The sequence below is a fragment of the Xylophilus sp. genome, from assembly GCA_009914555.1.
In the GTDB taxonomy this organism is placed as follows: Bacteria; Pseudomonadota; Gammaproteobacteria; order Burkholderiales; family Burkholderiaceae_C; genus WNDY01.
Genome location: WNDY01000022.1, coordinates 1 through 21,116 on the forward strand (window position 1 = coordinate 1; position 21,116 = coordinate 21,116).

Sequence of the window (21,116 nt, forward strand, 5' to 3'; positions counted from 1 at the left end):
GCTACGCTGGTTTGCGACGCGCTGCGCATGGCGCTGTTTGCTCGCAATCGGCCTCGGGGAGTGATCGTGCATACTGACCGTGGTAGCCAATACTGCTCGCGCGAGCACCGCGCCCTGTTGGAGCAATACGCTTTGATCGCCAGCATGAGTGCCAGAGGCAACTGCTACGACAACGCAGCAATGGAGAGTTGGAACCACAGTCTGAAGGTCGAGGCCATCCATGGTGAACACCTCGCCACACGGGAGCAGGCCAAGGCTCATGTGTTTGACTACAATCGGATCCGGCTGCACTCGACCCTGGGCTACCTCAGCCCAGAGCAGTACGAGCTGGCCAATGTCGCTTAGATAGGTGTCCGTAAATCAGGGGCAAGATCAGATCGCCATCTTCAAGTCGGTGCTGGCAGGCATCCTCGGCGAGCGCATGGCGGCGCTCGATCCGCTGCCGTACTGGCTCACGCACGCGGTGTCGGAGATGTACTTCCCCGGCAACGTGCGCCAGCTGCGCAACCTGGCCGAGCGCGTGGGCGTGGTAGTGCAGCAGACCGGCCGCTGGGATCCGCCGCTGATCCAGCGCGCGCTGGCCGCGATGCGCGGCGGCGCGGTGGCCGGCGCGCTCACACCCGCCGACGTGGACCGGGGCGGCGATGGGGCGGCCCCCGACCGCCGCCGCTGGGACGGCGAGGAGCGCAACCGCATCATCCATGCGCTGGAGGCCAACGACTGGCGCCGCCAGGACACGGCCCAGCAGCTGGGCATCAGCCGCAAGGTGCTGTGGGAGAAGATGCGCAAGTACCAGATCAGCGAGGGCGAGCCGCGCGTGCCACAAACCTAGCTGCAGCACGGCGCTTGGCCGGCGCCTGCGCTGCTAGTCGGTGAATTCGTCCAGATCCGTGCTGCCGGTCATCTTGGGGAATGGCTTGTGCGATGACAGATGCTTGCGGAACAGCCGGTAGCGCAGCCAAGCCTCCTGGTTCGAATAGACGTCCTTGCCGCTCGCATCGGCCAGGGTGTAGTCCGCCTCCCAAGGGGGCTGGACGCGGTTGCCGTTGACGTAGAACTTGACGACATCGCTCAGCGGGAACTCCGGATCGTCCCAGTACCGGCAGCAGAAAGCGAGCTCGGACGAGGTGATCGCCACGTAGGTGCGCTCGTTATCGAGCGTGTCCTTGCGCGCCATGGCGCCCAGATCGCCCAGCCCGTCGAGAACAAAATGGACCTTAGCTTCCACCGTCACGTAGGCCGGATGCGACGCCACCATCGCGATGCCGCCCTTGCAGGCCCGGCGGACCGACTTCACGAACTGGGCATGCAGTAAGTGGTGCTTGTCGGCATCCTTGGCATGCTGCTTGCGCATCTGGGCAAGTGACTTGTGCGCATCGAGACGCACGGTCTTGGAACTCGCGGCCAGGCTGAGTTCGGGGCTGTAGCGTGAACCGAGCATCGAGTTGGCGTAGATCTGTCGCGTGTCGGCACCGATGCCCAGATTCTGGCGCTCGCCGGTATTGCCCTTGCGGAACATCGAGCGCACGTCCGAACGCGTCGCGCCCAGCACGCCAGTGCCGTTCCACTGCCGGCCGAAGGCCAAGCCGGTGCCGAGGTGGGATGAATTGTTGAAGTCGTCGGCGAAGCGCACACGGCCGGCATCGAGCATGTACGGCGGCAGCTTTCGCGCGTCGCTGATGCCGTACTGCAGGTCCACGAAGTCCGTCGCCGGATCCATCGTGCCGTAGTACTCCTTGAACGTCATGCGGTCGGACAGCTTGCCGTCGGCAACCACGTTGAGCGACGCGGCATCGATCATGTTGGGCCAGCAGAATGTCACGTAGCGCAGGGCGTCCTTGTACTTCTTGCGCTTGTCCACCGGAATCTTACCGATCTCGACCTCGATCTCGGCACTGGTCGCAGGGACCTTGCGCTGCAGCAGCTTGCGCAGGGAGTTGAGACTGCTGCGCCACCAAGTGATGTTTTCCTCCTGGCACAGCGCCTCGAAAGCAGTGATGTTGAACGTCACGGGACTGCCATTGATCGTGTACATGCCGCCACCCTTTCGCAGGATTGGGAGAGTCGGAGCGCATTCTAGGAAAGGCAGACGACCGGCGATACACCTGTAAACCTTTGTACCGCATATGAAGTATCGCTGCGAGCCTGCGCGGAAGGGGGCCTCCACTGCATTCCCGCAGCCTCACGCGGCATCGCAGAGGCCATCCAACCCTCAGATGGCGTGCAGCAAAAGTGCTGGCCGCAGCACCAGCGGCTGCTCGGCCTGCGACGCTTCGCCGCCGATGCCCAGCGCCTCGCCCGGCAGCACCTCGCCGGGGCCGCCGAAGAGCGCATCGACCCAGCCAAGGTCGGCCTGCGGGTCCACCCACAGCCGCCCGGCGGTGCGCGCCAGCCGGAACTCGTTGGTGCGCTGGTCGAACAGCGCGTCCACATAGTCCAGCAGCAGCGTGAAGTATTCGACCTGGGCGTCGAGCACGTTGAGCAGCGTCTCGCGGCCGAAGTCGAGCAGGCGCCGGCGGCCCTGGAACGCGGCGGCCGCCTCGCCCACGGCCTCGCGCAGCGCGCGCTCGCGTTCGCGGCCGGCCTGGCTGCGGCCCCAGGTGGCGCTGGTTGTCTCGATCAGGCTGCGGCGCACCGTCTCGCGCTTGGCCTCGAAGCTGGCCACGTCGGCCAGGGCCTGCTGGATGCGGGTCTGCAGGTCGAAGCCGTTGCCGAAGTTCCAGTTCAGCTCCACGCCGGCGCGCGTCGCCTCGCGGTAGAGGATGCCCTGCGGGTCGCGCGTCTTGGACAGCACCGCGTCCACGGTGGGCCAGCGCGCGGCCTCCTGCTGGCGCACGACGGCCTGGGCGCGGGCGATCTGGCGGTCGGCCTCCTGCAGTTCGGTGCTGGCGGCCTCGGCGGTGCGCAGGGCCTCGGCCTGCGAAGGGATGTCCCAATACGGCGGCAACACCAGCGCCGGCAGGCTCTGCGGCTCGGGCGCGAAGCGAAAGTAGCTTTCGAACTTCGCCAGTGCGTCGGCCTGCTGCGAGGCGAATTCCTGCTGCCGCGCCTGGGCGCTGGCGCGGCGCGAGGCCGCCATGCGCAGGTCGCTCTGGCCGGTGGCCCCAAGGTCGACGCGGCGCTGCTCCACGCGCGCCAGTTCGTCGAGCACCGCGCCGGAGCGCTGCGAGATCTCGGCCTTGAGCGCGAAGCGCTGCACCTGCAGGTAGGCCGTCAGCGCGTCGAGCACCGCCTGCTGCGACGCGGTCTTCAGCGCCTCGCCCTGGGCCGCGCTCTGCTGCTCGGCGGCGGCGATGCGCGCGCCCATGAAGCCGCCGTCGATCACGCTCATGCGCGCCTCGGCGGTCAAGGCCGTGTAGCCGGCGGCGCCGCTGCCGGCCCCGCTGGAGCTGCCGGCAGAGGTGCCGACCTTGAAGCGCGGATAGCGGGCCCGCTGCGCGGCCTCCAGATCGAAGCCGCTGCTCTCGGCCGCCGCGCGGGCTGCCTGCACGTCGGGATGGTCCTGGGCGAGCGCCAGCAGCGCGAGCTTGATGCGCTCGGACGCGCGCACGCGGCCGATGGAGCGCAGCTCGATCTGCCCGGCCGCATGCAGCGCGGGCGCCGGCACGTCGTCGTCTTCAGCGGCGGCCGCCGGCGGCGGCAGCAGCGCAGCCAGCGCCATCGAAGCACACATACTCCCCCATGCAATTGCCCCCATCGCCTGCAAACCGCCCGCTCCGAACATATACCCCCTTTCCCTTTTCATGGTTCGCGGAACGCCTCTTTCTGCGTCTTGATGACCGGCCGCAGCAGGTACCAGATGAACGGGTCGCGGCCGACGATGAGGTCGATCTCGGCCTCCATGCCGGCGGTGATGCGGTTGGCCTCGGGCCCCACGTGGCCCTGGGTGGTGCTGACCAGCAGGCGGAAGTACGGCGGCGCGCCCGGCACGGTGCTGTCGTAGTCGGCATCGGCGGCGACCAGCCGCACTTCGCCGTCGACCGCGCCGTAGCGCATCGGGTCGTAGGCGGTGATCTTCACGCGCGCCTTCTGGCCGACGGCGACGAAGCCGCGGTCGTTCGGGCTCAGGCGGGCCTCGACCATGATGCGGTCCTCGTCCGGCACGATCTCCATGATCGATTCGCCGGGCTTGACCACCCAGCCCGGGCTCGGGTTGCGCAGGCCCTTGACGATGCCGTCGGACGTGGCCTGGACCACGGTGCGCGAGCGCTGGCTCCTGGCGCGGCCCAGGTCCTCGCCGACGCTGGCGAGTTCGCGCTCCACGCTGGCCAGTTCGTCCGACGCGCGGCGGCGGAAGCGGCCCTCGGCCTCGGCCAGCCGGGCCTGGGCCTCGACGATGGCGCCCTGGGCCGAGACCACGCCCTGCCGGGCGACGGCCAGGTCGCTGCGCGTGGCTTCGAGCTGGCGGCGCTTGTCCAGCACTTCCAGCTGGCCGATGAGCTTCTCGCGCAGCAGCTGGTCGGAGATCTGCAGGTCGCGCTCGTACAGCGCCAGCCGCTCCTGCAAACCGGCGATGCGCGCCTGCTGCGCCAGCAGCCTGCTGCGCGCCTGCTCCAGCTGCGAGGCTGCGCCGGCGATCACGCCGCGCTGCTCCAGCGTGCGGGCGGCGAAGGCACCGGTCTCGGCCTCGTAGACGGCCGGGTCGATATCCCTGGCGAAGGCGGCGCGGGACAGCGGCCTGCCCTGGCTTTCGGCCAGCAGCCGCACGCGCGTGGCGCTGATCGCGGCGAAGCGGGCGCTGACCTCCTCCAGGTTCAGGCCCATGCCGCCCAGGTCGATCTCGACCAGCGGCTGGCCGGCATGCACCTTCTGGCCTTCCCGGACCCGCACGGCCCGCACGATGCCGCCTTCCAGGTGCTGCACCGGCTTGACCCGGTCGGACGGGATGACCTTGCCCGGCGAGACGACCACGGTCTCGACCGGATAGCCCAGGCCGATCAGCGCCAGCACGCCGAGCGCGCCCCAGACCAGCCACTGCCAGTGCAGGCGGCGCCGCCGCGCTGCCTGCGGCGGCGGGCCATCGCCATCGTCGCCCTCGGCCTGGCGGCGCAGCACCTCGGGCAGGTCCGCCCGGTCGGCCGAGGTCGCGTGGCGGCGCGCGTCGTCACGCATGCTGGGGCTCCTCCTCCTGCGGGCTGGCCGCGGCGGGCACGGCGGGCTTCACGCCGAAGAGGCGCGGCACCATCGTCGCGGGCGGCTCCTGCTCCACCGCGCCGGTGCCGGTCACGTGGTAGATCTGCGCGGCCACCGACACCAGCCGCAGCGAATGGGTGACGACGATGACGGTGCGGGTGCGCGCCACGGCCGAGAGCGCTGCGATCAGCGCAGTCTCGCTCTGGAAGTCGAGGTCGTTGCTCGGTTCGTCGAGAATCAGCACCGCCGGCTTGCGCAGGAACAGCTGGGCCAGCGCGAGCTTGCGCCGCTCGCCCACCGACAGGCCCGTGCCGCCCTCGCCCACCTCGGTCTGGTAGCCGCGCGGCAGGCGCGAGATGAATTCGTGCGCGCCCGACAGGCGGCAGGCCGCGACGATCTGCGCGTCGCCCTGGCCGGGCGCGGCGCGGCGCAGCGACTCGATCAGCGGGCCGCTGAACCAGTAGACCTCCTGCGACAGGCTGCTGATTTACTGCACCCGCTCCTCGTGCGCGAACTGAGCGATGTCGTATTCGTCCAGGCTCACGCGGCCGCTGTCCGGCGGATAGAGACCGGCGACCAGCCGGGCCAGCGTGGACTTGCCGGCACCGTTGCGGCCGACGATGGCATGCAGGCCGGCCGGGCCGATCTCCAGATCGACGTGGTCGAGCACCGGCGGGCCGTCGGGCGTGAAGCGAAAGCTCACGTCGTGCAGGCGCAGCTGGCCGCGCGGGCGCGGCAGCTCCACGCCGGTGGGCGGCTTGTCCACCGGCTCGCCGAGCACTTTCTCCAGCCGCTCGGCCGCCTCGGATGCGCGGGCCAGCGAGCGCCAGTTGGACGCGAGCCCGGCCACCGGCGACAGCACCTTGAACGACAGCATGTTGACTGCGATCAGGCTGCCGATGCTCATCCACTGCCGGGTCACGACGATCGCGCCCACGGTGACGGTGATGACCGAGAACACGGTCAGCAGCACCGTCGTGCCTTCCTTGGCCGTCTCGATCTCGCCGTTCTTGCGGAAGCTCTCGGCCAGCCAGTGGTCGTAAGTGCGCTGCCACATCCGCACCACCGGCGCGTCGTGGCCCAGGGTGCGCAGCGTCTCGCGGGCGCGGCAGATCTCGGAGGTGAGCCGGTCCACGTCGCGCGCGCGGGCCGTTGCCTCGACCTTGCCGGCGCGCACCTCGTCGGCCCCCCACCAGGCCAGCACCGCCAGCACGCAGAGGAAGACGATCACCACCGGCAGCACCGGCAGCGCGAGGATGCCGATGATGGTCAGCGCGAACAGCGTCATCGGCAGGTCGAACACCGAGCCCAGCAGCCCGCCGCTGATGGTGCCGCGCACCGAGCCCACGTCGCGGAACAGAAGGAACCAGACCGACGCCGGCCGCGCCTCCAGCGCGCGCAGCGGCCGGCGCAGCATGGAGCCGAGCAGCGCGCGCGAGACGCCGTGGTCGATGGTGGCGCCGGCGTCTCGCAGCGAGCGCGCGCGCTTCTTGCGCAGCCAGAACTCCAGCACCAGGAAGCCGAACACGCCGGCCACCAGCGCGGCCAGGGTGGACAGCCCGCCGCGCGCGATCACCCGGTCGTAGACCTGGTGGACGAAGATCGAGGGCAGCAGGCCGCAGAAGCTGATCGGCACCGACCACCAGGCCGCGCGCACCAGCGCGGGCCAGGCGTCGCGGAAGGCATCGCCGAGCGCATGGCCGAAGGCGCCGCAGGCCGGATCGGGCGCGGCCTGCGCGACGAGCTGGCGCGGCAGCAAAAAGCGGATCATGCGGCCGGCCCCCGGAGGACGGGCGCAGGGGCTCCAACGTGCGGCAGGCAGCAGGGCATGGAAGATATCCTCAGGAACGGCGGCGAACTATGTAAACCATTGTGTCCAGACCATGGCAGAGCGGCAAGAAGGATTTGTCCATGGCCGCCGCGCCCCGTCATGCCAGCCCTTTCAGCACCTTGGCCACGCGGCCGAGCCCGGTGGCGGCGGAGCTCTTGAGCAGCACCCAGTCGTTGGCCCGCAACGCGCTGCCGAGCGCATCGAACAGGCCCTGCACCTCCGGGAACCACCACGACTGCACCCGGCCGTCGATGCGCCGGTGCAGCGCGCGCATCAGCGGGCCGCAGAGCAGCACCCGGTCGGGCCGCGAGGCCAGCAGGTCGGCCTCCAGCGCCAGGTGGGCCTGCTGGGCGACCGCGCCCGGGCGCTGCATGTCGCCGAGGATGGCCACGCGCTGCTCGGGGCGGCACGGCAGCCGGCCCAGCATCTCCAGGGCCGCCTTGACCGACGCCGGGCTGGCGCTGGTGGACTCGTCGATCAGCCGCAGCGTGCCGCCGCCCGCGCCCAGCGGGACGATGTGGGCCAGGCCGCGGCCGGCGGCCGGCGCGTGGCGGGCGATGCGCTCCACCGCCGGCAGCAGCGGCAGGCGCAGCGCCGAGACGGCGGCCAGCGCGGCCAGGGCGTCCAGCGCCGCATGGGTGCCCGGCGCATCGACATGGAAGCGCAGTTCCACGCCCAGCACCTCGGCGCGCAGGTCGCCGTGCCGAAAATCCAGCAGCCGCAGGTCGGCGTCGGGTTGGATGCCGAAGCTCAGCACCCGCTGGCCGTCGTCGCGCGCCAGGGCGGCCAAGCCCTCGAAAGCCGGCAGGTCGCGCGGCAGGAGCACATGCCCGCCGGGCGCCATGCTGCCGAAGACCGCCATCTGCCGCTCGATCAGCGCGCCGACGTCCTCGCCCTCCTGCGCCGCGCTGCAGGCCACGAGCGTGACGGTGGGCCGCGCCAGACGCGCCTGGGCCGCCGGCCGCGACATCGGCACCTCGATCACCCACCAGGGCGCGGACTGCGGCATGCAGGTCATGTTCCAGGCCAGGCCCTGCGGCCGGCCGGCGGCGGATTCCGGCAAGCCGACCGGTCCCCAGGCGCTCAGGGCATCGACCAGCATGCCAGCCACGCAGGTCCGGCCCGCAGGGCCCGCCACGGCGAGGACCTCCCCCCGGTATGCGGATCGCGCATGGCGGCCGAGCTGCATCACGGCCTGGGCCGCGTCGGCCACCCGCAGCACCGGGCCGCCGCGCTCCAAATGCGGCAGCGGCTCGGTGCAGACCACGGCCGCAGCCTGCTGCAGGTTGCCGCGCAGCGCCAGCGGCGACAGGCCGCCAGGCGCCGCGCCGGGCGTGGCGCCGCGCCGCGCGAGCAGCATGCGGCCACGGCGGAAGTGGTTGGCCGACGGCGCGATGCCGGCGGCGCGCCAGCCCGCGGGCGGCGGCACGACCCATTCGCCTCCGGTGGCCAGCGCCACCCGCTCGGCCGTCCAGAAATGGACCGGCGGCGGACCGCCCACCGACGAGCGTGCGCCCCGCGCCCCCGGCTGCCCGCCGGCCGCCGCGGCCAGCAGCCGGTGGTAGGCCACGAAGCCCGAGAGGTAGTGCTCCACGTCGTCGATGCGCACGCGGAAGGAATGATGGCGGATGAAGAACGAGCCCACGATGGCCGCCGGCGAGCGGAAGTACATCGCCATCTCGGGCCAGAAGTAGCCGTTGAGCAGGTAGTGCGCCCGCGCGTGCAGCGCGCGGTGGAACTTCTCCAGGTCCAGTTCGTCCAGCAGGTGGCGCAGTTCGTCCATGCCCTGCAGCCGCTCCACCATCTGCTGCGCGGCGAGCATCAGCTCCAGCAGCGTGGGGAAGGTGGTCTTGCGGCCGAGTACGAAGTCCAGGTGGCCGGCGACGTTGCGGATGCCGAAGCGAAAATACTTCTCCAGCGGCCGCCAGCGCGTGAGTTCGTCCACGCAGTAGCCCATCCAGTGGTCGTGCGCCTGCCAGTGCTCCTGCGCGATGAAGTGGTCGAACGCCTTCTCCACCACCGCCAGCCAGCGCCCGTCCCGGGTCAGGCCGTAGAGGCGCATGAGCCGAAGGCCGCCTCGCCGTCGTAGTAGATGATGCGAAAGGGCTCCTTCACCGACAGGTCGCCGGCGTTGAGCACGTGGGTCAGGCGGCCGGTGGCCGGATCCTGGAGCCAGGCGATGCCGGTGGCCAGTTCCTCCAGCAGCGGCAGCCAGTCGCGGCTGCCGGTGACCTCGCTGTACTTCACGAAGGCCAGCAGGCAGACGGCGTTGCCGCCCAGCTTGATCTCCTCGCCCGTGTCGACCAGGAAGGCGGCGCGGCGGCCGTCGGGCAGCGTGTAGTGGCGGATCAGCGAGCCGGCCAGGTAGGCCAGCGAGGTCTCGATCGCCTGGCGCAGGGCGTCGCCGCCGGTCAGCTCCCAGGCCTCGACCAGGGCATAGGTCGAACTGGCGTGGCGCAGCGTGTTGTAGGTGGGGATCGGCCGGTCGAAGCACGGGAAGTAGCCGTAGACGAAGCGTCCGCCCGGCTGCACCTGCCGCGCGAGGAAACGCGCGCCGCTGTCCACCAGCGCATGGACCGCATGCTGGTCGAGCCGCTCGACCACGCGGCGGCCGGCGTCGAAGCCGCGGCCGGCGATGTCGTGCACCACGCCGTCCTCGCCGCAGAACACCGCGCCGGTGGTGAACAGGTGCACCCGACGGTCGGGCGCGAGGTCCGGCCGCAGCGCCGTGCCGAAGCGCGCCTGGCTGTAGACCGCGAAGTTGTGCGCGTTGACCACGGCATGCGACACCTGGGCGCCGCCATAGAGCATGGCGTTGGCGTTGATCTCCTGTTCGAGGAAGGCAACGTCGAAGGCATCGTCCAGCGCGATGCCGCCGCGGAAGTAGTTGCGCTTGACCTGGGCCAGCCCGTCGTTGAAGGCCTTCCAGCCGACGGTATCGACCGCGTCGACCCAGTCCACCCGCAGCCAGGCCCGGCCCGGCGCGTTCTGCGCGGCCCAGGCGGCCGCGCGCGCGGCGCCGTCGCGCCAGGCATCCTCCAGCGTGGCCGCGCGCGCATGCAGCACATGGGCGCGGCGGCGGCCGTCGCTCACGGAGAAGAACAGCACGAAAGCCGGATGCGGGGCCGGCAGTCCCGTGCAATGCGTGAGCACGCGGTCCAGGCAGGCTTCGAGCTGGTCGGCGAACGTGTACACGGTGTCTCTCTGTAGTTCGTCAGCGGTCGGGATGCGCATGGTCCTTCGTTTCATCAACGGCCCAGGCCAGCGGACGCCGCGCAAGGGGCCGCCCCGCCGCGCTGCCGTCGCCCCCTTCCCGCAAAGCGAGAGAAGGGGCAGCGGCGCAGCCGCTGGGGGGAGGGTTGGTCTCTATCGGTAATCGAATTCGACGCGCCGGTTGCGCTGCCAGCCTCTTTCCGAGTGCTCGGTCGACGCCGGTTTTTCTTTGCCGTAGCTGATCGCCTCGACCTGCGCGTCGGACACGCCGAGCAGCAGCAGCGAGCGCCGCACCGCCTCGGCGCGGCGCTGGCCGAGCGCGAGGTTGTATTCGGTGCCGCCGCGCTCGTCAGTGTGGCCCTGCAGCACCACGCTGCGGCGGGGGTCGCCGCGCAGGTAGTCGGCATGGGCCTGGACCACGCCGCGGTACTCGGGCTTGACGTCGTAGCGGTCATAGTCGAAGTACACGACGCGCTGCGTGGGTGCAGGCACGGCAGCCACGGGCGGGGGCTCCCCCCGCCGCACCACGGCCGGGGCCGGAGCGGTCGTGCGGCTGGAGTAGTAATAGGCCTTCTCGTCCACGCCGGCGCGCGGTTGCTGCGTGCTGCAGCCTGCGGCCAGCAAGGCCGCGGCGAGCGCCAGGGCCATCGTCGTGCATGGGGGGCGTTGCATGGTGTGTTCCTCCTGTGCCATGGTTGCCAAGCGATCAGCCGTGGTGCAGCAGGCCGCTGAGCAGGTTGCCGACGGATGCCAGTGCGCTGCCGCTCGGCTGGCTGGTCACCGGGGACACGACGCTGTCGATGGTGTCGGCCAGGCTCCCCAAGACACCGGTGCCCGAGGTGGCGTCGGTCACCGTACTCACCACGCTGCCGACCAGGCTGTCGTCGCCCAGCAGTGTGCTCAGCGCATCGCCGGAGCCGGTGCCGCTGTCGCCGGTGACCGTGCTGACGAGGTCGCCAACGGCGCCGCCGTCGCCGAGCACGCTGCCCAGCAGGTCGCCCGACCCCGTCGCGGTGGCGCTGGTCACCGTACGTACTCACCACGCTGCCGACCAGGCTGTCGTCGCCCAGCAGTGTGCTCAGCGCATCGCCGGAGCCGGTGCCGCTGTCGCCGGTGACCGTGCTGACGAGGTCGCCAACGGCGCCGCCGTCGCCGAGCACGCTGCCCAGCAGGTCGCCCGACCCCGTCGCGGTGGCGCTGGTCACCGTACGTACTCACCACGCTGCCGACCAGGCTGTCGTCGCCCAGCAGTGTGCTCAGCGCATCGCCGGAGCCGGTGCCGCTGTCGCCGGTGACCGTGCTGACGAGGTCGCCAACGGCGCCGCCGTCGCCGAGCACGCTGCCCAGCAGGTCGCCCGACCCCGTCGCGGTGGCGCTGGTCACCGTACTCACCACGCTGTCGACCAGGCTGTCGTCGCCCAGCAGTGTGCTCAGTGCATCGCCGGAGCCGGTGCTGCTGTCGCCGGTGACCGTGCTGACGAGGTCGCTAACGGCGCCGCCGTCGCCGAGCACACTGCCCAGCAGATCGTCCGAACCCGTCGCGGTGCCACCGGTCACCGTGTCCAGTACGCTGCCGACCAGGCTGTCGTCGCCCAGCAGTGTGCTCAGCGCATCGCCGGCGCCGGTGCTGCTGTCGCCGGTGACCGTGCTGACCAGGTCTCCGGAACCGCTATCTCCGGCCACACCATCCAACAGGCCGCTGAGCAGATCGCTCGCGCCGTCGGTGCCGGCCACGCCGCCGAGCAGATGGTTGACCGCATCGGTGGCGTAGTCGACCTGCGTGTTCACCGTGTCCACCAGGGCCGCCGTGCCGCCGGTGCCCAGCAGGCCGTCGGCGACCGGGGCCAATGCATCGCCGATGGTGCTGGTCACGTCGGAGACCAGATCGTCCACCGGATCGAGCGGGTTCGGGCTGTCGGCCGCGAAGTCGCTGCCGACCAGCGGGCTCACCAGACCGCTGACGGTATCGGTCAGGTCGCTGCTCAGGTCGGCGACCGACTCCAGCGCGTCGCCCAGGCCCAGGCCGCCGAGCACGCCGCTGTCGAGGTCCGAGGCGAGCTGGCCGACAGCGTCCGCGGTCGGATCGAGCAGTGCGGCGCCGCTGGTCCCAGGATCGGCTCCGGGCTGCAGGCCGTCCAGCAGGCTGCCGGCGAGGTGGGACACACCATCGGTCAGGTAGTCCACCTGGGTGGCGACCGGGTCGAGCAGACTGGCCGTGGCGCCGCTGCCCAGCAGGCCGTCCACCACCGGGGCCAGCACGCTGCCGGCCGTGTCGGTGACGCCGCTGACCAGGTTGTCCACCGGGTCGAGCTGGTTCGGGCTGTCGGCGGTGAAGCTGCTGCCGAGCAGCGGGCTCAGCAGGCTGTCGGCTGTGCCGGTCACGCCGTCGACCAGCCCGGCCACCGGATCCAGCACGCTGCCGGCGACGTCGTCCACCACCGGCACGCCGCTGGCGGCAACGGCCACATGGTCGACCAGGCCATCGGCCGGCGACAGCAGCGAATCGGTACCGGAAGCCGGCGTGCTGGAGCCGTCGCCGCTCAGGCCGGCCAGCAGGTCGGACAGCGCGCCGCCGCTGCCCAGCAGGTTGTCGACCACAGTCCCGACCGGGCTGGCAGGGCTGCCGGTCAGGCCGGTCAGCAGGTCGTTGAGGGCACCGGTCACGGGAGCAAGGGCGGCATCGTCGGAGCCCACCAGGCTGGACACCAGGTCGTTGAGGGCCGACAGGCCGCCGTCGGTGGAGGTCAGGTTTTCCAGGACGCCGGTGAGGGTAAACAGCGTGCCGTCGGTCGGGTCGAGCAGAGTGTCGACCAGGTCGGTGAGCGGCGCCAGCGCGGTGTCGTCGGTGACGGCGGCCAGGGCGTCCTGCACCGTGGTGATCAGGCCGGTGTCGGTATCGGCGTGCGTGCCCGGCTCGTGCAGCAGACCGCCCAGCAGGCCAGCCACGCCGCCTTCGCCGAGCAGGTCGGCCAGCGCACCGTCGCCGCCCACGAGGCCGGAGACCACGTCGCCCAGCGGCGTGCCCTGGTTGCCCGAGACGCCCTGCAGGATGTCGTTGAGCGCATCGGTCAGCGGCGCCAGGGCCGCGTTGTCGGCTGTGGTCAGCCCTTCGCCCAGCTGGTTGAGGGCTTCGAGGCCGCCGCCGCTGGCAGTCAGCCGCTCCAGCGCATCGGTGATGCCGGCGGCCGTGCCGGTGTTCGGGTCCACCAGGCTGTTGATCAGGTCGGTCAGCGGCGCCACGGCAGTGTGGTCGGTCACGCCGGCCAGGGCATCCTGCACCGTGGTGACCAAGCCGGTGCCCGAGCCGCCATCGCTGCCGTCTCCCAGCAGACCACCGAGCAGGCCGCCCAGGCCGGCTGAGCCCAGCAGGTCATCGACGATGCCGCCACTGCCCAGCAGGTCGCTGGCCAGGCTGCCATCGGAGTTGACCCCCTGCAGGATGCCGTTGAGTGCGGTGATCAGCGGTTCGAGGTTCTCGTTGTGCGTGTTGACCAGGCCGTTGACCAGTTCGGTCAGCGGGCCGAGGGCGCCGCCTTCGGTGTTGGTCAGGTCGTTCAGGGCCGAGGTGACGCCCGCCAGCGTGCCGCCCTGCGGATCGACCAGGTTGTTGATGAGGTCGGTCAGCGGCGCGACGGCCGTTTGGTTGCTCAGGTTGCCGAGGACATCCTGGACGACGTCGACCAGGCCGACGCCGTCGGCATCGGCATCGGCATCGGCATCGGCATCGGCATCGGCATCGGCATCCGCATCCGCATCCGCATCCGCATCGGCGTCGGCATCGGCGTCGCCGTCATCGGGCGGGTTCTGATCATTACCGCCGCCGGGAGGGTTCTGGCCGCTGCCATTGTTGTTGTCGTCGTTATGGTCGTGGTCGTCCTTGAGGGCCGCGCCGAGCGCCAGCCCGCCCAGGCCGACCAGGGCGAATTCGCCCAGGCCGAAACCGCCGCCGGCAGCCGGAACCTTCTTCTTCACCAGCAGCGCCGCGGCCTCGGCCGCGTCGTCGTTCGCCGTGACGGTCAGGTCGCCCGCGGCCACGTCGACGGTGACCTGCTGCAGGCCCCCCGGCAGGTGGGTCGCGCCGATGGTCGCGTCGGTGCCGCCCGAGAAGGTGCCGGCCAGCGGCGCCTGATTGGCCGACGAGCCCGGAAAGACGACTGCCGCGCTGCCGCCTTCGGGCACGATCACCCGGTCGCCGATCTGCAATGCCTGCGGCCCCTGCACCGGCAGCGCCACGCCGTCGTGAATGATCTGCACGCCGGCCGTGGCGTTGGACAGCGTGCCCAGCGGTGCGGCCGGTGTCACGGGCGAAATGGGGACCGCGGGGCTGGCCTGGGCCAGCACCACCGGTGTCACGGAACCGCTGTCGGCTGCGGCGCTGGAAGAAGCAGAAGGCTGGATCGTCGTCATGGCGGCCTCTTGGAAAGTAGAAAATCTGGGGTGGCTGCGCCCTGCCCGGACGGGGCGCGTGCGCGTTGGCGACTTCCAGGGGGCAACGAACGTGCCAGCGGCCGCAACCGGTCGCAGCCCGTCCGCACAGCCCAGCCAAGCCGTTGATCCACAAGGGTTTATTCGTTTTCGGAAGCGGACGCCGGCGCTCTCGGGACGTTCCGGGAACAATGTCCGTTACGTAACGCCGGGGACCGCACGGGGAACATGGCCGGAAACAAGAACAGGGTTAACCCTTGGTTTTGCCGCCCGATAATCGGCCGCGACCGCTTCGCTCCCGCCCTCCGTGGTTCTTTGCAATGACGCCTGCTTCTCTCTCCGCCCGGCCCCGCCGCCCCTGGGTCCGCCTGAAGGTGGCCGCTTCGGCCGACGGCCGCACGGCGCTGGAGGACGGGCGCAGCCAATGGATCACGGGCGCGGCCGCGCGGGCCGACGGCCACGCCTGGCGGGCGCAGGCCGATGCGGTGCTGACGGGCGTGGGCACGGTGCTGCAGGACGATCCGCTGCTCGACGTGCGGCTGGCGCCGGCCGGCGCCCGGCTGCCGGACCTGGCCGTGGTGGACAGCCGGCTGCGCACGCCGCCAGATGCCCGGCTGTTCTCGGTGGCCGGCCGCGCCGTGCGCTTCTATGCGGCGGCGCCGTCCGGATCCGCGGCGGCGGCGCTGAACGGGCGTGGCGCACACATCGCGCGCCTGCCCGCGCCGGACGGCGGCGTGGACCTTCCCGCCGTGCTGGGCGACCTGGCCGCGCGGGGCGTGCGCACGCTGCACGTGGAAGCCGGCGAGCGGCTCAACGGCGCGCTGCTGCAAGCCGGGCTGGTCGACGAACTGCTCCTCTACATGGCGCCCAAGCTGGTCGGTCCTGGCAGGGGTATGGGCCTGCTGCCGGCGCTATCCGCGCTGGACCAGGCCATACCCCTGGAGTACATCGCCATCGATTCGGTCGGGGCCGACCTGCGCATCCGCGCGCGGGTGCTGCCGGTGCACGGGCATTCGTCCGACGGGCCGGCGGCACGGCCGGCTGCTGGCGATAATCCGCCGATGTTCACAGGCATCATCACCGGCGTGGGCCGCATCGTCGCCATCGACGATCTCGGCGCCACCGCACAGCACGGCAAGCGGCTCACCGTGGAGGCGCCCGCGGGCTACCTCGACGACGTGGGCCAGGGCGACAGCATCGCGCTCAACGGCGCCTGCATGACGGTCACCACCTTCGACGCGGCGGCGCGCCGCTTCCACCTGGACATCTCCGCCGAGTCGCTCGACAAGACCGCCGGCCTGGCCGAGCCCGGCCCGGTCAACCTGGAGAAGGCGCTGCGCGCGGCCGACCGCCTGGGCGGCCACATCGTCTCGGGCCACGTGGACGGCATCGGCACCGTCACGCACTTCGCGCAGGTGGGCGAGAGTTGGGAACTGCGCGTGCTGGCGCCGCCGGCCATCGGCCGCTACCTGGTCTACAAGGGCTCGATCACCGTCAACGGCGTGAGCCTCACGGTCAACGCCGTGGCCGACGGCGCCGCGGGCAGCGAGGCCAGCATCAACCTGATTCCGCACACGGTGCAGAACACCGCGCTGGGCACCCTGAAGGTCGGCTCCAAGGTCAATCTGGAGATCGACGTGATCGCCCGCTACTGCGAGCGCATCCTGAATTACCGACCCGCAGCCTGAGGCAGCGGGTGCGCATCCTCGGCATCGACCCCGGCCTGCAGACCACCGGCTTCGGCGTGGTGGACTGCGACGGGCCGCACCTGCGCTACGTAGCCAGCGGCACGATCCGCACGACCCGGCTCGCGCTCGGCGACCTGCCCGGTCGCATCAAGATCCTCTACGACGGCGTGCGCGAGGTGGCCGGGCGCTACCAGCCCGACAGCAGCGCGGTCGAGATCATCTTCGTCAACGTGAACCCGCAGTCCACGCTGCTGCTGGGGCAGGCGCGCGGCGCCTGCATCACCGCGCTGGTGTCGGCCGAGCTGCCGGTGGCCGAATACACCGCCGTGCAGATGAAGCGCGCCGTGGCCGGCCACGGCCGCGCGGCCAAGCCCCAGGTGCAGGAGATGGTCCAGCGGCTGCTGCAGCTGCCCGGCACGCCCGGACCCGACGCCGCCGATGCGCTGGGCATCGCCATCACCCATGCGCACGCGGGCCACACGCTCGCGCAGATCGCGCAGGCCACGCCGCTGGCGCGGCGCCAGCATGCGATGCTGCGCGGCGGCCGGGCACTTTAGGCCGATGGGGGGGTATACCACCACAACGCTTTTCCAGAGAGCGCTACCGGCCTATACCCCCACCATCACGGCGACGTCGGCACCGGCACGTAGAACTCGCCGCCGCCGCGCCGGAACTCCAGCGCCTTCTCCTGCATGCCCTGCTCGCGCGCGGCCGATTCCGCGGCAAAGGCGCGCACCTCCTGCGTGATCTTCATCGAACAGAACTTCGGCCCGCACATCGAGCAGAAGTGCGCCACCTTGGCCGCCTCCTTGGGCAGCGTCTCGTCGTGGTATGCGCGCGCCGTGTCGGGGTCGAGGCCCAGGTTGAACTGGTCCTCCCAGCGGAAGTCGAAGCGCGCCTGGCTGATCGCGTCGTCGCGCGCGCGGGCGCCCGCATGGCCCTTGGCCACGTCGGCGGCGTGGGCCGCGATCCTGTACGCGATGATTCCCTGCTTGACGTCGTCGCGGTCCGGCAGCCCCAGGTGCTCCTTGGGCGTGACGTAGCAGAGCATCGCGGTGCCGAACCAGCCGATCATCGCGGCGCCGATCGCGCTCGCGATGTGGTCGTAGCCCGGTGCGATGTCGATCGTGAGCGGCCCGAGCGTGTAGAACGGCGCCTCGTGGCAGTGCTTGATCTGCTCGGCCATGTTGGCCTGGATCAGGTGCATCGGCACATGGCCCGGGCCTTCGATCATGGTCTGCACGTCGTGCTTCCAGGCGACCTGGGTCAATTCCCCGAGCGTGCGCAGTTCGGCGAACTGGGCCTCGTCATTGGCGTCGGCGCCGGCGCCGGGGCGCAGGCCGTCGCCGAGGCTGAACGACACGTCGTACTGCTTCATGATGTCGCAGATGTCCTCGAAGTGCTCGTAAAGGAAGCTCTCGCGGTGGTGCGCCATGCACCACTTGGCCATGATCGAGCCGCCGCGCGAGACGATGCCGGTGCGGCGGTTGGCCGTGAGCTGGATGAACGCGAGCCGCACGCCGGCATGGATGGTGAAGTAGTCCACGCCCTGCTCGGCCTGCTCGATGAGGGTGTCGCGGAAGATATCCCAGGTCAGGTCCTCGGCCACGCCGCCGACCTTCTCCAGCGCTTGGTAGATCGGCACGGTGCCGATCGGCACCGGGCTGTTGCGCACGATCCAGTCGCGCGTGGTGTGGATGTGGCGGCCGGTGGAGAGGTCCATCACGTTGTCGGCGCCCCAGCGGATCGCCCAGACGAGCTTCTCGACCTCCTCGTCGATGCCCGAGGTGACGGCCGAGTTGCCGATGTTGGCATTGATCTTGACCTTGAAGTTGCGCCCGATGGCCATCGGCTCGACTTCGGGGTGGTTGATGTTGGCCGGGATGATCGCCCGGCCGCGCGCGACCTCGTCGCGCACGAACTCGGGCATGATGATCTGCGGCATGATGGCCCCAAGGGTATGGCCCGCCAGCCGGCTTTCCCGGCCCGCATTGGACAGGTACTCCCGGGCCCATGCGCGGCGTCCGTTCTCGCGGATGGCGACGTATTCCATCTCGGGCGTGACGATGCCGCGGCGCGCGTAGTGCATCTGGGTGACGTTGGCGCCGGACTTGGCGCGGCGCGGCGTGCGCTGGAGGCCGGCGGCGTCGGCGCGCAGCTGGGCCAGGCGCTGGCTGCTTCCATCGTTGTGGCCGCCGTCGTCGAGCGCGACCGGCGGACGGCCTTCATAAGTCTCGGTGTCGCCGCGCGCGGCAACCCAGCCGTCGCGCACGGGCGCCAGCCCGCGGCGCACGTCGATCCGCGCGGCCGGGTCGGTATACGGGCCGGAGGTGTCGTAGACGCTGACGGTCTCGCCATTGGTCAGCGCGATCTCGCGCAGCGGCACGCGCAGGCCGGCGTGCAGCGTGCCGTGGTCGTAGACCTTGCGCGAGGCGGGGAACGGCTGGCGCGCCTGGGCCAGCAGTTCGGCGAACTTCGCGGCCTGGGCCGCGGGGGTGTCGGGGGCGTTCATGAGAGGGTATCTCCTTCCGGTGGATGTCGCAAACGACAAGCAGGTGTGTTTGCTCCGGATGGCCCCGCGCCGCCCACGCACTGGTGTGGACGGACTCCCGCCCATCGCAGGCGCGCGCGGCGCCCGCGCAAGCGGGAAACAGGTTCGGCTCTTCTTCCGCCGGTATTAACCGGATCAAGTTCGTCGGGTCCGCAGGCGGCCTGAAAGAAGGATTTCAGGCCGTCCGCATCTCAGCGCAAAGGCACCCCGGAGCAGCGGCCAGTATATCCATCCCCCTGCGCGCCCCGGCCCTTGCGGCGCTTATGATCGCGCTGGCGTGCAAGACGCCCCCGGGCCCGCGGGAAGGGTCGAACCCACTTGCCTTCATCACCGATCGATTCACGCCTTTGTGCTGCCGACGTTGCGGGTCATCGGCCTCTCATGCACGGAGGTTTTCATGAAGCGCATTCCCCCTCGGCCCGACATCGGCCACCCGAAGAAGCTGGCCAAGGCACTCCTGGTCGACTACCGCCGCGGCGAACCTGCCGCGGTGCAGACGCTGGTGGCAACGACGCCCACCGGCCCGCCGTGGCTGCCCGGATGCTGGCCGAGAACCCTGCGCTTGCCGAGGGCGACGCCTACCTGGCCTGCGCCGTGGGCGACGAAACAGCCCTTCGCCAGGCCACCGCGCGCGACCCGGGCTGGGTGCACCGCGCAGGCGGGCCGCTGCATCTGCCGCCGCTGGAGGCGGTGACCCATTCGGGGCTGCTCACGCTGCCGGGCTTTCGCGAACGCCTGCGCGACTGCGCCCGCTTCCTGCTGGGCGCGGGCGCGTCGCCCGACCAGTCGATCGGCAGCCGCTGGCCGCCGGCCTCGCTGGAAGCGCCGTCGTTCACCGAGCGGCTCTCGGCGCTGTACGGCGCCGCCGGCAAGGCCCGCGACGCCGCACTCGCCCGCTTCCTGCTGGAGCGCGGCGCGGACTGGCGCACGCTGCACGGTTTCGGCGACAACGCCTGCGGCAGCCTGTCGTGGGCGTCGCTCAACGTGCTGGTGGAGGGCGGCGACTGGGCCGGCTGCGCCCGCGCCCTGCGCGACCACGGCATGCCCGCGGCGCGCCGCGATCCCGGCGGCACGGACATCGTGCGGATCGGCGCAGCGCGCTACCGGTTCGCGGACGAGGTCGCGGACGTGCTCCTCGGCGTCGACGATGCAGGCTAGGCGACGCGCTCCAGGATGAGCACGCCGAAGAAAACGAGCGCCGCAATCACCGTCCACTTGAGCACGACCAGGCCCCAGCGCCTGTAGCGCGGCCGCCCGGTGGCCGCGTAGAACGCGAAGCACACGGCCGAGAAAAACAGCAGGAAGAAGACGAGCGCGCGGAACAGCAGCATTGGGCTACCAGGCCCGCGCGAGCCGCGCGAAGCCGGCGGGCGCCCGGCGCTCGTCGTCGAAGATGGCAATGCGCCAGGCGTCCGGCTGGGCCAGCAGCGCGCGCAGCAGACGGTTGTTCATGTCGTGGCCCGAGCGGTAGGCGCTGTAGGCCGCGAGCAGCGGCTTGCCGATGACGTAGAGGTCGCCAATGGCGTCGAGGATCTTGTGCTTGACGAACTCGTCGTCGTAGCGCAGCCCGTCGCTGTTGAGCACCTTGTAGTCGTCCATGACGATGGCGTTGTCGAGCCCGCCGCCGAGCGCCAGGCCGTTCGAGCGCAGGGCCTCGACGTCGCGCGTGAAGCCGAAGGTGCGGGCGCGGGCGATGTCGCGCGTGTAGTTGCCGGCGCCGAAGTCGAATTCGAAGCTCTGGCCGGTCAAGTCCACTGCCGGATGGGCGAAGTCGATCTCGAAGCGCAGCTTGTAGCCGTGGTACGGATCCAGCCGCGCCCACTTGGCGTGGGTGCCCTCGCCTTCGCGCACCTCCACCGGGCGCACCACCTCGATGAAGCGCTTGGGCGCGTTCTGCAGCTCGATGCCGGCGCTTTGCAGCAGGAACACGAACGAGGCGGAGGAGCCGTCGAGAATCGGCACCTCTTCGGCGGTGATGTCGATGTAGAGGTTGTCGATGCCGAGCCCCGCGCAGGCCGACATCAGGTGCTCGATGGTGTGCACCTTCGCGCCGTTGCGGCCGATGGTGGAGGCCATGCGCGTGTCGGTGATCGCGTCGGCGGCGACCGGGATGTCCACCGGCTCCGGCAGGTCGACCCGGCGGAACACGATGCCGGTGTCCGGCTGGGCCGGCCGCAACGTCAGTTCGACCCGCTGGCCGCTGTGCAGCCCCACGCCGACGGCGCGGGTCAGGGTCTTGATCGTGCGTTGCTGGAGCATCGTCGGATTTTACGGC

The 21,116-nt window shown here is 70.9% G+C and carries 16 protein-coding genes, 3 pseudogenes and 1 riboswitch; of the genes and pseudogenes, 6 read left to right on the top strand and 13 right to left on the bottom strand.

The window, feature by feature from the left end; translation table 11 throughout:
• Together GAK38_RS11480 and GAK38_RS11485 are read left to right on the top strand one after the other, a co-directional pair.
• Positions 1-345, top strand: a 345-nt coding sequence (locus GAK38_RS11480; protein WP_325344222.1) for a DDE-type integrase/transposase/recombinase, incomplete at its 5' end; no start/stop codon positions are given.
• A gap of 25 nt (positions 346-370) precedes the next feature.
• Positions 371-832: pseudogene (locus tag GAK38_RS11485) on the top strand (helix-turn-helix domain-containing protein); the annotation flags it as partial.
• A 33-nt stretch (positions 833-865) separates the two neighbouring features.
• Here GAK38_RS11485 and GAK38_RS11490 read toward each other — a convergent pair.
• The 10 genes and pseudogenes from GAK38_RS11490 to GAK38_RS11530 all read right to left on the bottom strand — a co-directional run bounded on the left by GAK38_RS11490 (position 866) and on the right by GAK38_RS11530 (position 14,584).
• Positions 866-2,035 carry a hypothetical protein gene (locus GAK38_RS11490; protein WP_325344224.1) on the bottom strand — a complete coding sequence of 390 codons (1,170 nt, stop codon included), beginning with the start codon at positions 2,033-2,035 and terminating at the stop codon, positions 866-868.
• Positions 2,036-2,212: 177 nt separating this feature from the next.
• Positions 2,213-3,673: a TolC family protein gene (locus GAK38_RS11495; RefSeq protein ID WP_325344226.1), complete on the bottom strand. Its 1,461-nt coding sequence runs from the start codon at positions 3,671-3,673 to the stop codon at positions 2,213-2,215.
• 68 nt (positions 3,674-3,741) lie between these two features.
• A complete protein-coding gene (locus tag GAK38_RS11500) occupies positions 3,742-5,112 on the bottom strand; it encodes an HlyD family type I secretion periplasmic adaptor subunit (RefSeq protein ID WP_325344228.1) in 1,371 nt (456 codons plus the stop codon).
• Positions 5,105-5,431, bottom strand: a complete 327-nt coding sequence (locus tag GAK38_RS23930) for an AAA family ATPase (RefSeq protein ID WP_443089201.1) — start codon at positions 5,429-5,431, stop codon at positions 5,105-5,107. Before GAK38_RS23930 ends, GAK38_RS11500 begins: the two co-directional genes overlap by 8 nt.
• A pseudogene (locus GAK38_RS11505) lies at positions 5,411-6,904 on the bottom strand (peptidase domain-containing ABC transporter); the annotation flags it as partial. The gene GAK38_RS23930 and the pseudogene GAK38_RS11505, both read right to left, overlap by 21 nt.
• Positions 6,905-7,061: 157 nt before the next feature.
• Positions 7,062-9,026 carry a glutamate ligase domain-containing protein gene (locus tag GAK38_RS11510; RefSeq protein ID WP_325344230.1) on the bottom strand — a complete coding sequence of 655 codons (1,965 nt, stop codon included), beginning with the start codon at positions 9,024-9,026 and terminating at the stop codon, positions 7,062-7,064.
• Positions 9,008-10,159, bottom strand: coding sequence for a hypothetical protein (locus GAK38_RS11515; protein WP_325344231.1), 1,152 nt, complete (start codon positions 10,157-10,159; stop codon positions 9,008-9,010). Before GAK38_RS11515 ends, GAK38_RS11510 begins: the two co-directional genes overlap by 19 nt.
• Positions 10,160-10,330: 171 nt before the next feature.
• Positions 10,331-10,849 (bottom strand): peptidoglycan-associated lipoprotein Pal, encoded by a 519-nt coding sequence (gene pal, locus GAK38_RS11520; protein ID WP_325344233.1) that lies wholly within the window; start codon positions 10,847-10,849, stop codon positions 10,331-10,333.
• 34 nt (positions 10,850-10,883) lie between these two features.
• On the bottom strand, positions 10,884-11,204 hold the full coding sequence (locus GAK38_RS11525; RefSeq protein WP_325344234.1) for a hypothetical protein: 321 nt from the start codon (positions 11,202-11,204) through the stop codon (positions 10,884-10,886).
• Positions 11,201-14,584 carry a beta strand repeat-containing protein gene (locus tag GAK38_RS11530; protein WP_325344236.1) on the bottom strand — a complete coding sequence of 1,128 codons (3,384 nt, stop codon included), beginning with the start codon at positions 14,582-14,584 and terminating at the stop codon, positions 11,201-11,203. Before GAK38_RS11530 ends, GAK38_RS11525 begins: the two co-directional genes overlap by 4 nt.
• Positions 14,585-14,922: 338 nt before the next feature.
• On the opposite strand from GAK38_RS11530, the pseudogene GAK38_RS11535 reads away from it, so the two are divergent.
• The 3 genes and pseudogenes from GAK38_RS11535 to ruvC all read left to right on the top strand — a co-directional run.
• Positions 14,923-15,480: pseudogene (locus GAK38_RS11535) on the top strand (RibD family protein); the annotation flags it as partial.
• Between the two features lie 183 nt (positions 15,481-15,663).
• Positions 15,664-16,290, top strand: a complete 627-nt coding sequence (locus GAK38_RS11540; protein WP_325344312.1) for a riboflavin synthase — start codon at positions 15,664-15,666, stop codon at positions 16,288-16,290.
• Between the two features lie 8 nt (positions 16,291-16,298).
• Complete coding sequence (gene ruvC, locus GAK38_RS11545) at positions 16,299-16,847, top strand: crossover junction endodeoxyribonuclease RuvC (RefSeq protein ID WP_325344238.1); 549 nt, start codon at positions 16,299-16,301, stop codon at positions 16,845-16,847.
• 65 nt (positions 16,848-16,912) lie between these two features.
• Here ruvC and thiC read toward each other — a convergent pair whose 3' ends face one another.
• Entirely contained in the window at positions 16,913-18,802 is a 1,890-nt protein-coding gene (gene thiC, locus GAK38_RS11550) for a phosphomethylpyrimidine synthase ThiC (protein ID WP_325344240.1), read from the bottom strand.
• A 134-nt stretch (positions 18,803-18,936) separates the two neighbouring features.
• A riboswitch (TPP riboswitch) is annotated at positions 18,937-19,061 on the bottom strand.
• Between the two features lie 308 nt (positions 19,062-19,369).
• Between thiC and GAK38_RS11555 the strand changes: the two genes are divergently transcribed.
• Complete coding sequence (locus GAK38_RS11555) at positions 19,370-19,999, top strand: hypothetical protein (protein WP_325344242.1); 630 nt, start codon at positions 19,370-19,372, stop codon at positions 19,997-19,999.
• Here GAK38_RS11555 and GAK38_RS11560 read toward each other — a convergent pair.
• Complete coding sequence (locus tag GAK38_RS11560; RefSeq protein ID WP_325344243.1) at positions 19,996-20,172, bottom strand: hypothetical protein; 177 nt, start codon at positions 20,170-20,172, stop codon at positions 19,996-19,998. The two genes, GAK38_RS11555 and GAK38_RS11560, sit on opposite strands and share 4 nt — an antisense overlap.
• A 4-nt stretch (positions 20,173-20,176) precedes the next feature.
• Positions 20,177-21,100: a UDP-3-O-acyl-N-acetylglucosamine deacetylase gene (gene lpxC, locus GAK38_RS11565; RefSeq protein WP_325344245.1), complete on the bottom strand. Its 924-nt coding sequence runs from the start codon at positions 21,098-21,100 to the stop codon at positions 20,177-20,179.
• Positions 21,101-21,116 lie beyond the last annotated feature (16 nt).